General features: G+C 37.6%; 12 protein-coding genes, 1 pseudogene and 1 other annotated feature. Of the genes and pseudogenes, 5 read left to right on the forward strand and 8 right to left on the reverse strand.

Features of this window, described 5'->3' with window-relative positions; all coding sequences use genetic code 11:
• Window positions 1-39: 39 nt before the first annotated feature.
• Both QNH24_RS19940 and QNH24_RS19945 read right to left on the reverse strand, forming a co-directional pair.
• On the reverse strand, window positions 40-978 hold the full coding sequence (locus QNH24_RS19940; protein ID WP_283869232.1) for a DUF4181 domain-containing protein: 939 nt from the start codon (window positions 976-978) through the stop codon (window positions 40-42).
• Entirely contained in the window at window positions 965-1,486 is a 522-nt protein-coding gene (locus QNH24_RS19945) for a sigma-70 family RNA polymerase sigma factor (RefSeq protein ID WP_283869233.1), read from the reverse strand. Before QNH24_RS19945 ends, QNH24_RS19940 begins: the two co-directional genes overlap by 14 nt.
• A gap of 248 nt (window positions 1,487-1,734) precedes the next feature.
• Between QNH24_RS19945 and QNH24_RS19950 the strand changes: the two genes are divergently transcribed.
• Entirely contained in the window at window positions 1,735-1,884 is a 150-nt protein-coding gene (locus QNH24_RS19950) for a hypothetical protein (protein WP_283869234.1), read from the forward strand.
• Between the two features lie 16 nt (window positions 1,885-1,900).
• Window positions 1,901-2,059: pseudogene (locus tag QNH24_RS26350) on the forward strand (IS3 family transposase); the annotation flags it as partial.
• A gap of 264 nt (window positions 2,060-2,323) precedes the next feature.
• Here QNH24_RS26350 and QNH24_RS19955 read toward each other — a convergent pair.
• From QNH24_RS19955 to QNH24_RS19975, 5 genes are all read right to left on the reverse strand, one after another.
• Window positions 2,324-3,172, reverse strand: a complete 849-nt coding sequence (locus QNH24_RS19955; RefSeq protein WP_283869235.1) for a PhzF family phenazine biosynthesis protein — start codon at window positions 3,170-3,172, stop codon at window positions 2,324-2,326.
• A 192-nt stretch (window positions 3,173-3,364) separates the two neighbouring features.
• On the reverse strand, window positions 3,365-5,782 hold the full coding sequence (gene leuS, locus QNH24_RS19960; RefSeq protein ID WP_283869236.1) for a leucine--tRNA ligase: 2,418 nt from the start codon (window positions 5,780-5,782) through the stop codon (window positions 3,365-3,367).
• Between the two features lie 90 nt (window positions 5,783-5,872).
• Window positions 5,873-6,084 (reverse strand) — a binding site (T-box leader).
• A 64-nt stretch (window positions 6,085-6,148) separates the two neighbouring features.
• On the reverse strand, window positions 6,149-7,888 hold the full coding sequence (locus QNH24_RS19965) for a SulP family inorganic anion transporter (protein WP_283869238.1): 1,740 nt from the start codon (window positions 7,886-7,888) through the stop codon (window positions 6,149-6,151).
• 54 nt (window positions 7,889-7,942) lie between these two features.
• Window positions 7,943-8,290, reverse strand: coding sequence for an ArsR/SmtB family transcription factor (locus QNH24_RS19970; RefSeq protein WP_283869239.1), 348 nt, complete (start codon window positions 8,288-8,290; stop codon window positions 7,943-7,945).
• Between the two features lie 166 nt (window positions 8,291-8,456).
• Window positions 8,457-9,635 (reverse strand): MDR family MFS transporter, encoded by a 1,179-nt coding sequence (locus QNH24_RS19975; RefSeq protein ID WP_283869240.1) that lies wholly within the window; start codon window positions 9,633-9,635, stop codon window positions 8,457-8,459.
• Between the two features lie 119 nt (window positions 9,636-9,754).
• Between QNH24_RS19975 and QNH24_RS19980 the strand changes: the two genes are divergently transcribed.
• From QNH24_RS19980 to mnmM, 3 genes are all read left to right on the forward strand, one after another.
• Window positions 9,755-10,240, forward strand: a complete 486-nt coding sequence (locus QNH24_RS19980) for a hypothetical protein (protein ID WP_283869241.1) — start codon at window positions 9,755-9,757, stop codon at window positions 10,238-10,240.
• Window positions 10,241-10,500: 260 nt separating this feature from the next.
• A complete protein-coding gene (mnmL, locus tag QNH24_RS19985; RefSeq protein ID WP_283869242.1) occupies window positions 10,501-11,457 on the forward strand; it encodes a tRNA modification radical SAM protein MnmL/YtqA in 957 nt (318 codons plus the stop codon).
• The gene (gene mnmM / locus QNH24_RS19990; protein ID WP_283869243.1) at window positions 11,454-12,032 is read left to right on the forward strand and encodes a tRNA 5-(aminomethyl)-2-thiouridylate-methyltransferase MnmM; all 579 of its coding nucleotides are present in this window, start codon (window positions 11,454-11,456) and stop codon (window positions 12,030-12,032) included. Before mnmL ends, mnmM begins: the two co-directional genes overlap by 4 nt.
• A gap of 138 nt (window positions 12,033-12,170) precedes the next feature.
• On the opposite strand, the gene QNH24_RS19995 is transcribed toward mnmM, so the two are convergent.
• Window positions 12,171-12,803 carry a superoxide dismutase gene (locus QNH24_RS19995; RefSeq protein WP_283869244.1) on the reverse strand — a complete coding sequence of 211 codons (633 nt, stop codon included), beginning with the start codon at window positions 12,801-12,803 and terminating at the stop codon, window positions 12,171-12,173.
• Window positions 12,804-12,934 lie beyond the last annotated feature (131 nt).

Consider the following 12,934-nt stretch of genomic DNA (forward strand, 5'->3'; position numbering starts at 1 on the left):
CTCATTGCCAACTCATCTATTTTGCTAATGGATTACACCCTAAATATACATGAGAAATATAAATAATAATAGAAGCATTACAATGGAAGAAATAATTGACACATAATGTCTTTTCTCTTCGCGACCATAGCAATACTCAATCATTATAGAACTTATTATAACTACAGCCAAAAATGCACTTGTAGCAGCTGTATACAAGAGCCATCCATTTATTGAAAATAAAAAAATAAAAATTACATTCAGAAATTTCAAGATATACACGGAGCGTTGATGACCTGCACTTACGTATTTTGGATCCTTTGGGATATTAAACTTCCTTCGCAAAAGTTTATCAACTAACCATCCGATAAAGATAAAAATTACTAAAAAAGTAATTAAATCTGAACTATTAATAGTAAATTCACTTCTCTGTATAAGATTTTTATAAGCAGATGCTAGGTTTTCATCTTTTACTTTATAAGATATTTTTGTCTGTTGGTCAGTGAAACCTAATTCGGTATCGTTTAAGTACATCTTCAGCTTTATGACTTGCCCATTATCAAACTCGACCCATACATCCCTATTTGCATAAGTGGTTAAATTATTATCCCTCAGTGTAATGGTAGCCTGCTGTAATATTTGTTTTAGCAAATCACTTGCTGAATTTTCTTTAAACACTTGCTGCCCTATAATCCAACCAGTTCTTCCAGCCTTAAAGGAATCCTCCTCCCAATTCTGTGCAATAGTAAACTGTTTAATTTCTTCCTGTTGTACTAATTCAATAATCGTAGCATGTTTCATAGTTTCTACTTGTTTCAAAGGACCCATAAAGAATAACAGCAGTAGTGTCACCACGACTGCCCCAATAGTTATTATTGGATATTGCCGACTTCTTCTTTTTTTGTGCTGAACATGCTGTAAAATACGCTTTTGTAATGGTTGTGAAAACCTTGGCGCTTCACCAAGTTCTTTATCCAATTTGTCCTTAAAGAATGTCATCCCCTAACACCTCCCAATCATTTCTATCTAGTTTTTCTTGTAGCTTTTGTCTTGCTCTACGTAATCTAGTTTTTACTGTATTTTCCGTGGATGCTAGGATTTCTGCAATCTCTCGTATTTTTAATTCTTGATAATAGTAAAGAATAAGTACTTCCCTATAAGCTATTGGAAGTTCAAATAAAGCTGTTGTCAAAATCCGACGATTATCCTTCTCTACTAATTCTTTTTCAGGTGTTCGCTTACTCACGCCAATATGCAATTTTTCTAATAACATATGCCGTTTATTTTTCCAGCTTCGTAAATAGTCGTGACTTTTATGTACAGTTATTTTTACTAAATATGTTTTCAATGAGGACCGTTGTTCAAAGCGCTCCTGTTGACAATAATAGGCGAAAAATACATCCTGAACGATTTCCTCCGCTATAGCCCAGTCCTTTACATATAGGTAAGCCACACGGAGACAATATTCACCATGCTCATCCATAATTGCTGCTAAATGCTCACTCAAGCAAACACCTCCTTTTTCTCGTTCAAACTATAGTCGTTATAACATTGTTATTAGTTTCAATATAATAAAAAAAGTGCCCAATTGTTTTTTATTAAAAGTCAACAATTTGTTTAAAAGGTTGCACATTTTAATTAAAAAAATGAAGACTGAATCAAAAATAAACCCTATAAGATAGACACTTTGAAAAAAATCTATCCTATAGGGTACTTTTATTTATCTTGAGAAAAAAGATGTTGGAGTAGAGTGTAATGACCAAAAGATATTTTACAAAAAATGAACAGCTAAAATGTAATCCGAAAGTACAAACAGTTAGTGAGAAAGCGATCACCTATACGAACGAATTTAAACGTCATTTTATTGCAGAAAATGGACAAGGTAAGTTGAAAAAGCTGGTTTAGATGTTGAATTAATCGGATTAAACGAATCGAATCTTCAGGAAAACGTTGGCGAGCTGCTTATCGTAACGCGGGTGTAGAAGGTTTACAAGATACACGTAAATTAAATTCAGGGAGACCTTCTGAACGCGAATTGACATTGGAAGAGAAATTGGATATAAAGATTCAATTTCCTCTATATTATATATTGTTCCTTTTCCAATCTTCATAATTTTTCACCTTAATATTTAGTTTGATTACTAAATCTAAATTCTCAGCTTGCGATTTCTCGCTCTTTAGACATAAAAACACCCCTTTAGACCACTATAATCTAAAGGGATGTTTCGTCCCAACTTTATTTCAAATCTACAGTAGAGTTAGGATAAGGTACTAACTTTATAAAAGTTAGTACCTTGGTAGAGAAATTATTTTCTCAACCTTTTTATTCGGTGTTTATTTTCACTCAATCTACATTTAAACACTTAGTTTCACAGTAATAGCCTTTGCCACCAACATAAACTTTTTCTATTTCATTCTTGCTATTGGTTGCTAATTTAACTAATATTTCGGAAGGCGAGTGTAAAGAATAACCTTGTTCAAATACATAGACTTCTTTTTGCAAGTGGTGCTGTTCATAAAGGTAGCTAGCTAATGCACCGTTTGAAGTTCCAGTCGCTGCTTCTTCATTGATGTCGTAGAGTGGAGCAAAATTTCTGCATATAATTCGATTGTCATTAAAAGTATATAGATGCATCCCGACAACATTATAATACTTGCTGATTTCTTTAATTTTTTCAAAATTAGGTTGCAGTGCATGTAATCGTGTTTCACTTTTTATAGGAATTAAAATATCTTTTAAGCCCGTGGAAACAATTTGAATCGGGTATTTATTGTCTATATCTTTAATGTCAAAACAGTCGATAAACTCGTTTGAAGATATAACATCATAGAATATCGGTTTGTTTTGTTCCATGAAAATGATGTCATCTTTTATGGTAATGGTAAGAACACCACTGTTTGTTTCAATCGTATATTGATCTTTGAAAAGTTTTTTTAAATGCATCAGTATCGTGAAAGAGCCAATTGTGGCATGACCACATAAATCAACTTCTTCCTTTGGTGTAAAATACTCAAATTTATAATCAGCAATTTCAGATTCTGATATAAATGCGGTTTCCGCATAGCCCAGTTGTTTGGCTATCGCCATTTTTTGAGTTGTGGTCAATGTATTCTCATTAAATACCACTCCTGCTTTATTCCCACCTTGATGATCCTTGCTAAATGCACTTGCAACATAAACGGATATTTTCATAAGACACCTTCCTCACTTATAGTAAATAGCATAGAAAGTACTACGTATAAATGTTGTTGGATAATTTTGCCATAAAGCAAGAGACAAACTATTTTTTAGCATCTGAACTCTCCAAAAATAGTTTGTCTACAGTCTGAAGGTACTAACTTTAAAAAAGTTAGTTTGTTACATAGTAGGACACTTTTTTTATCTTTATTTTACTACGATATTGACAAGCTTACCTGGAATAACAATGACTTTTACTAAGTCTTTGCCTGCCATATACTCTTGTACTTTGCTGTCAGTAAGTGCTACTTTTTCGATTTCTTCCTTAGAAGCATCTTTTGCTACGATAATTTTTGCTCGTACTTTACCTGCAACTTGCACAGCGATTTCCACTTCATCATCCACAAGCTTAGATTCATCATATACTGGCCACTGCTCATAAGAAAGTGTTGCATTATGTCCTAGTAGTTGCCATAATTCCTCAGCAATATGTGGAACGATTGGTGCTAGCATTTTTACGAAGCCATCCGCGTAAGCTGCTGGAATGACATCTGCCTTGTAGCAATCATTGATGAAGACCATCATTTGTGAAATAGCTGTATTAAAGCGGATGCCTTCATAATCCTCTGTCACCTTTTTCACTGTTTGGTGATAGGATTTCTCGAGTGTTTTATCATCTGAAACTTGAATTTTTGAAGAAATTGCACCATCTTCTTCATTGACAAATAAACGCCAAATACGATCTAAGAAGCGACGTGCTCCGTCTAGGCCATTTGTAGACCATGCCACAGACGCCTCAAGTGGTCCCATAAACATTTCATAAAGACGTAATGTATCCGCACCATGTGAAGAAATGATTTCATCTGGATTAACTACATTGCCTTTTGATTTAGACATTTTCTCATTACCTTCGCCAAGAATCATGCCTTGGTTAAATAATTTTTGGAATGGCTCTTTCGTGTGAACAGCGCCTAAATCATATAACACTTTATGCCAGAAGCGTGCGTAAAGTAAATGTAATACAGCGTGCTCTGCGCCACCAATATAAATATCAACTGGTAACCAACGTTTTAGCAATTCTGGATCAGCTATTGCTTCTGAATTTGTTGGATCGATATAGCGTAAGAAGTACCAGCTTGAGCCTGCCCATTGTGGCATTGTATTTGTTTCACGACGTCCTTTTTTACCTGTCTCAGGATCAACAACATTTACCCACTCTGCAATATTTGCTAATGGAGATTCACCTGTACCAGAAGGACGGATATTATCTGTTTTTGGAAGCATTAATGGTAATTCAGATTCAGGTACTGGTGTAATTGAACCATCTTCCCAATGAATCATTGGGATTGGCTCACCCCAGTAACGCTGACGCGAGAATAACCAGTCACGAAGACGATAAGAAATTTTCTTCTCCCCTACGCCCTTTTCCTCTAGCCATTCAATGGCCTTCGCAATGCCATCTGCTTTATTTAAGCCATTAAGGAAATCGGAATTAATATGCTGACCATCACCTGTAAATGCTTCTTTACTGATGTCTCCACCTTCAAGGACAGGAATAATCTCTAAATTAAACTCTGTAGCAAACTCATAATCGCGTTCATCATGTGCTGGAACTGCCATGATAGCACCAGTACCATAAGAAACTAGTACATAGTCTGCAATCCAAATTGGCACCTTTTTACCGTTAATCGGATTCACTGCATAGGCACCTGTAAATACGCCTGTTTTTTCTTTTGCTAAATCCGTACGCTCTAAGTCAGATTTCATTTTTACCTTTTCTAAGTAAGCATCAACAGCTTGTCGTTGATCAGCCGTTGTAATTTGCTCCACTAATTTATGCTCAGGTGCAAGCACGCAGTATGTAGCACCAAATAAAGTATCAGGACGCGTTGTAAATACTGTAAAGCTTTCATCAGTGCCATCAATGCCAAATGTGACTTCAGCACCTTCGGAACGACCAATCCAGTTACGCTGCATATCTTTAATAGACTCTGGCCAATCTACTTCCTCTAGATCATCGATTAAACGGTCCGCATAAGCTGTAATTTTCAGCATCCATTGCTTCATTGGTCGACGCTCTACAGGGTGACCACCGCGTTCTGATTTCCCATCAATAACTTCCTCATTTGCCAATACTGTTCCTAATGCAGGGCACCAGTTTACAGCCACTTCATCTACATAGGCTAAGCCTTTTTTATATAGCTGAATAAAGATCCATTGTGTCCATTTATAATATTCTGGGTCTGTTGTGTTTATTTCACGATCCCAATCGTAGCTAAAGCCAAGCTCTTGAATTTGACGTTTAAATGTCGCAATATTTTTCGCCGTAAATTCAGCAGGGTCATTTCCTGTATCAAGTGCGTATTGTTCTGCTGGTAAACCGAATGCATCCCAGCCCATTGGATGTAGCACGTTAAAGCCTTGCATGCGCTTGAAGCGTGACAGGATATCTGTCGCTGTATACCCTTCTGGGTGTCCCACATGAAGACCAGCTCCAGATGGGTAGGGGAACATATCTAGCGCATAAAATTTTGGTTTTTCTGTTTCATTTACTGTTTTAAACGTTTTATTATCAGCCCAATATTGCTGCCACTTTTTTTCAATTTGTTGATGATTAAAACTCATTTTTTTCCTCCTTTAATTGTGCCATGCTTTTCACCTTAAGAATTGACAAAATATTTAAAAAATAAAAAAACTCGCCCCTTTCTTCATTAAGAAAGGGACGAGAGAATTCGTATCTCCCGCGGTACCACCCAAATTAGTGATCACACTCGGCTCTAGCTTCCTTAACGCGGAAGGAACGGCACGCGTTGCTTCACGCGGGCAGACTCAGAAGGTGAGTTCGATTTGCTTTCCTACTAGCTTCCACCAGCCGCTAGCTCTCTAAAAAGAATTACAAATTTACTATTCCTCATCACTGTCTTTACATGTATTGCATTTATTCTAATGGAAAGTGTTGAAAAGCACAAGCCTTTGTTCATATACTAACCATTACTGTACAATTAAATCCCTTTTTTCCTTAGATTGTGATAATTCCTGACATTCACGGAAGGCAAAATGTTTACAGCCTATACACTTATTTGTATCTAAATAGCGAAAAGCCTCATTAATTGCTTCTCCTGTATGTGGATAAAAATGAGCCTCACCTATTTCATCATATAGACCATTATGCTGAAGCGCGGCTTTCATTTCATCCTGTAGTCCTGTTATTAAAATGGTACCACCTTGCGTTTTGAAATTCCGAATAATACTACCAAAATATGTCTCACCTGTTGAGTCCATAAAGGGCACTTTCCCCATTCGTAATATTAAAACTTTAGATTGATGAGTGGGAGCGGCAATGGCCTGCTCAAAAGTAGTCGCAGCACCAAAAAAAAGCGGCCCCTCAATTGTATAGATACTAATTTGTGGACAATCATGCTGCTGATGAACAACGTGTGATTGTACTTTTTCATGCTTTAATGCGTGATCTGGTAATACTTTTGTGACGACAAGCTTCTCACTCATACGCTTTGTAAATAGCACAACAGCTAACACCAGCCCAACCTCCACAGCTAGTGTTAAACTTGTAAAAACAGTCAGTAGGAAGGTAATAATTAAAACTAGTGAATCTCCTGATTTCAACTTCACAATATGTGCAAAATGCTTTTGTTCACTCATATTCCAGGCAACAACCATTAAGACAGGCGCCATACTTGCTAAAGGAATATGAGAGGCATACGGTGCTAATAGCAATAAAGTAATTAAGACAAATACACCGTGAATAATACCTGACATCGGCGAAACCGCACCTGTTTTAATATTTGTCGCTGTACGGGCAATAGCACCAGTTGCCGGAATTCCTCCAAACAATGGTGTAACAATATTCGCAATACCTTGGCCAACAAGCTCTCGATTGCTATGGTGTTTACTATTTGTCATACCATCCGCGACAACCGCAGATAAAAGTGATTCAATACCACCAAGCATTGCAATAACAAAGGCTGGTCCTATAAGTAGCTGAATTCTTTCTAATGTGATATCCGGTATTGCAAAGGCAGGTAAAGTGCTTGGAATTTGACCATAGGCAGTTGCTATTGTAGCAACTTGTCCTGAAAAAAAGAACGTTGCAATAAGTGTGGAAACAACAATACCTACTAACGCTCCTGGTACTTTCGGTAAAACTTTCGGTGTCAATAAAATAAAAACGAGACAAATAATTGCTGTGACAATACTATAAAAATTCGTCGTGCCAATATGCATCACAATTTCTTTTAAATTGGCAATAAAATACTCGTGCCTTGTCATATTTGTCAGCCCTAAGAAATTGGCAATCTGCCCCGTAAAAATAATCACGGCAATTCCAGCAGTAAAACCTACTGTTACAGGACGTGGGATAAACTTAATTAAGGAGCCTAGCTTAAAAATACCCATTAAGCACAGCATAATCCCTGCCATCAAACCAGCAATTAATAAATTTTCGTAGCCATATGTTAGAACGATTCCTAGAAGAATTGGCACAAATGCACCTGTTGGACCACCAATTTGATATTTCGAACCACCAAAGATTGAAATAAGTATACCGGCAATACAAGCTGTATATATTCCATACTCTGGCTTGACACCCGAAGCAATCGCAAAAGACATTGCTAGCGGGATTGCTACGATTCCAACAATAATCCCCGAGAGTAAGTCCTTCTTAAAATGATGAACTGAATATCCTTCAAATCTCCCTATTATCAGTGACTTCATACATAAATCTTCCCTTCGAAATAATAAGCAAAGCAAATTTTTCAAAAAATATGATTATATATTTTCTTCGTCACTTCCATTGATGGTCATTTCTTCTAATCTTGTAATCGTATTAATTAAGTGATTGTTAAAAATCTCCTTGGCTACTCCAAGCAACTCACCAATCATCGGATCACTTAAGGAGTAGTAAACTTTTTTTCCCTCTTTTATCCCATAAACGATATTTTTTGCTCGTAAAACACTTAACTGCTGAGAAACAGCCGAGCCCTCTTTTTCTAAACAGCTTTGTATCTCATTGACACTTTTTTTACCATCTACTAATAATTCTAGTATTCTTATTCGTAATGGATGAGCTAAGGCTTTAAAAAAATCTGCCTTAAACTGCTGTAATCCCTCTTCCACTTTCATCCCTCCAAGGAATTTCACTTCAACATATTCAAATATTTGAATATGTATGATTGTACGCCTGTTTTTACTTTTAATCAATATCCAATCCAAAAAAAGAGTGAAAACTATACTTTTTGCATAGTTTTCACTCGTTTACATACTTTTTTTGTTAAATCAACCATCATTCGGCGGATGTTTGATGTTTTCGTAAAGGATAATCATAAATTAAACATGGCACAATGGCAAACAATACAATGATTACTAGTATTAAAACAAGTACGATCATCCCAAACTGATCAACCATAATACCACCAAACAGGGGTCCAATCATCCTACCAGTTGTTGCCGCACTGTTGATAATTCCTTGGTAGAAGCCCTGTCGTCCCTTGGGCGCAAGCTGATTTGCAATCGTTGGCAAAGCAGGTGTATAAAACATTTCGCCGAAAGTTAAGACAACCATAGCAGCCGCAAACATTGTAAAATCACTCGCAAAGGCAATAATTCCAAATGATAGTGCAATCAACGTAACGCCAAATACTAATTGACGTTTTAATGTATGCTCCCATCGCTTGACAAGTGGCGCAATAAGTGGTTGCCCAATAACAATGAGAAGACCGTTAATTGTCCACAGAAGGCTATATTGTTTCAAGCCTAATCCTAAATCCTGTGTATACGAAGAAATAGTCGCGCTCCATTGCGAATAAGCCAACCAGCATAGCACAGAGGATGCACTAATAATTAATAATGCATAAAATGGTGCTTTATTAATGATTTTCTTACTCTCACCTACCACATTTTTCGGTGCAATACTGCCTACCTCTAATCGCTTAAAAGTAAATAACGCTATAAAAAAGAATAAAATATACATGACTAGATTTACCTTGAATACGTAGTCAAATTGATAATCAGCCACGATTCCTGCAAGTGCTGGTCCAATAGCAACCCCTACATTTTGAGCAAGATAAATTGCATTAAAGGCCTTTCTTCCGCCCTCAGGCCATGCCGTTCCAGCTAAAGCAAACATCCCAGGAAATACGATACCACCACTAAAGCCAAGAATCGTTAAGAACCATACATAATGCGGCCAGCCATGCCAAATCGTTAACCCTATTAATGAGGCAATCGTTAAAAGAATGCCGAGCATAATTGACTTATAGCCACCTATTCTATCAAATAAATAACCACCTAATAGATTACCTAATACCCCAGCAGCAGAATTCAACATTAATACAAAGCCAGCCATCGCCAGTGACTTCCCTAAATAATCATGCATATAAATGGCGTTCAAAGGCCATAAAAATGAATTGCCCGTTGTGTTCACAAGCATTCCAATAATTAAAAACCAAACACTTTTTGGCATAGAATGACCTCCATTATTTCGCTACTCTAAATAGTTAGTTTATGCTGAAAAATACAAAAGCACAAGAAAAATAATTTTACCTTTTTTACAGTGGCAACACAACATAAAAAAGTGTATCTGTGATCAAGCTGATTTCTTTGTTTTCTCTTTATTTTGCTCAGGTTGGTCGGCTTTTCGCTCCGCTCTCCTCTTTATCCGCTCGGGGTGGCTGGTTTTTCGCTCCGCTTTCCTCTTTATCCGCTCGGGGTGGCTGGCTTTTCGCTCTGCTTTACCCTTTATCCGCTCGGGTGGCTGGTTTTTCGCTCCGCTTTCCTCTTTATCCGCTCAGGTTGGCTGGTTTTTCGCTCCGCTCTCCTCTTTATCCGCTCGGGTGGCTGGTTTTTCGCTCCGCTTTCCTCTTTATCCGCTCGGGGTGGCTGGCTTTTCGCTCTGCTTTACCCTTTATCCGCTCGGGTGGCTCAATTTTCCGCTCTGCTTTACCCTTCATCCGCTCGGGTGGCTCAACTTTCCGCTCTACTTTACCCTCCATCCGCTCGGGTGGCTCAATTTTCCGCTCTGCTTTACCTTTCATCCGCTCGGGTGGCTCAATTTTTCGCTCTGCTTAACCCTTCATTCGCTCGGGTGGCTCAATTTTTCGCTCTGCTCTACCCTTTATCCGCTCAGGTGGCTCAACTTTCGCTCTGCTTAACCCCTCATCCGCTCAGGTTCCTAAAATTGAAGCAACTTTGCATTGAATGAATTGGTGTAAATACCCCTATAGGAATACCGAAAATACCTCTGTTTGAAGTTTCGCTTTATTGAATTCTTCCCTCATGACGGAAAGCACTAGTACATGATAAAATATAATGTTAGAGGAGTGAAATAAATGACAGAAACAAACTTTCCTTTTCCTTCAGATGGGAAAAGATACTATACATGGAATCGCTATTTACGTGAGCAATTTGGTCATAAAGTCTTTAAAGTAGCACTGGACGCAGGCTTCGATTGCCCAAATCGTGATGGTACCGTTGCTTTCGGTGGCTGTACATTTTGCAGTGCAGCAGGCTCTGGTGATTTTGCTGGCAATAAAGTCGATCCTATTGATGTGCAATTCGCTGAAATTCGAGACAAAATGCATCAAAAATGGAAGGATGGCAAGTACATGGCTTATTTCCAAGCTTATACAAATACACATGCTCCACTTCCCGTATTAAAAGAAAAATTTGAAGCGGCACTGGCGCAGGATGGGGTTGTAGGTTTATCGATTGCTACTCGTCCAGATTGTCTACCAGATGACGTAGTAGAGTATTTAGCTGAATTAAATGAGCGTACTTATTTATGGATTGAGCTCGGTCTTCAAACAGTGCATGAAAAAACAGCAAATCTAATAAACCGTGCCCATGATTATGCCACATATGTTGAAGGTGTTGAAAAGCTTAGAAAACATGGTATACGTGTATGCTCACACATTATTAATGGCCTTCCTCTTGAAGACTATGACATGATGATGGAAACTGCACGTGAAGTGGCAAAGCTTGATGTACAAGGCATAAAAATTCACTTGCTACACCTTTTAAAGGGGACCCCTATGGTCAAACAGTACGAAAAGGGCATACTAGAATTTTTAGATCAGGAGGTTTACACAAAGCTAGTAGCAGATCAACTTGAGATTTTACCTCCGGATATGGTGATTCACCGTATTACAGGGGATGGACCCATTGATTTAATGATTGGGCCTATGTGGAGCGTTAATAAGTGGGAAGTATTAAATGGCATTGATGCAGAGCTTGAACGCCGTGGAAGCTGGCAAGGGAAATTTTATCAGGCTGAGGTTGTCAAATGAAGCTACAACGTGTTTTACAATATGCCCAACAACTGTTAAAGGCTACAGTTGAGGAGGGTGATACAGTGGTTGATGCCACTGCAGGTAACGGTCATGATACATTATTTTTAGCACAGCTTGTCGGGGATAGTGGTCAAGTATATGCCTTTGATGTTCAAAAAAGTGCTGTGGATACCACGCTACTTCGCCTGCTTGATCATGGCTTAGAGCATCGTGGACTTGTCTTACATAGAGGGCATGAGGAAGTTGCTAAATATGTACACAAGCAAGTTGCCGCTGCCATATTTAATTTAGGTTATTTACCTGGTAGTAATCACGATATCATTACAAAGCCAAATACGACAATAGTTGCCATTCAAGATTTACTAAAGTTACTAAAGATTGGTGGACTAATTGTTTTGGTCATCTACCATGGGCATCCTGGTGGCAAGGAGGAACGAGATGCTGTCATAGAGTATGTAAGTCAGCTTCCTCAAAAATATGTACATGTACTAAAATATGAGTTTTTAAATCAACAAAATGATCCACCTTTTGTGATTGCTCTAGAAAAAATGAAAGATTACCCAATCGAATAATTTTTAAGGCATGGCTTCGATTCTCCATCGAATTCATGTCTTTTTTGCTTATCAAAAGGAAATATCCCCCGATGGCGCGGGGGATAGGGAGGAGTTACTTATTTTCATGTCAAATTACCTTCATTAACTTAGCTTAAGTTAACTTTTTAAAGATTGTTGTTTCATTGCTTCTACATAGCGTTGATTAACTTTATCCCAATCGACAGTATTCCACCAATTTTTAACAAAATCAGGGCGACGATTTTGATAGTTCAAATAATATGCATGTTCCCACACATCGATTACGAGTAAAGGAATTTTTCCTTCAATTAAAGGTGTATCTTGGTTAGCTGTACTCATAATGCTGAGTTGATTATCCTCCAGCACAAGCCACCCATATCCACTTCCAAAGCGAGTAATTGCTGCTTTAGAAAGCTGATCCTGAAAATTATCAAACGTTTTAAAATAATATTCAATTGCCTGTCCAATATCAGCATTAGCCTCACCACCGCCATTGGGACTCATCGTTTCCCAAAATAAACTGTGACAATAGTGTCCTCCACCATTATTTTGTATGGCTGTTTGAATGTCAACTGGAAGCAAATCAAGATTACTTAATAAATCTTCCAATGATTTATTTTGTAGGTCCTTATAGCTTTCTAAGGCCATGTTTAAATTATTTACATATGTTGCATGATGCTTTGAATGATGAATCTCTAATGTTCTAGCGTCAATATAGGGCTCTAATTGATCGTAGTCATATGATAGTTGCGGTAAATGGAACACAGTCATTTTTTCACCACCTTCCAAAAAGTTTCTTAAAGGAAAAATAATTTCCTTAATACAAAATATATATTCTTTTTCCATTGTCGTCAATAGGAATTTTAATTTCTTTTTGCAAAAACAAAAAAAGCTATCAAATA

The organism is Lysinibacillus pakistanensis (genome assembly GCF_030123245.1).
Classification (GTDB): Bacteria; Bacillota; Bacilli; order Bacillales_A; family Planococcaceae; genus Lysinibacillus; species Lysinibacillus pakistanensis.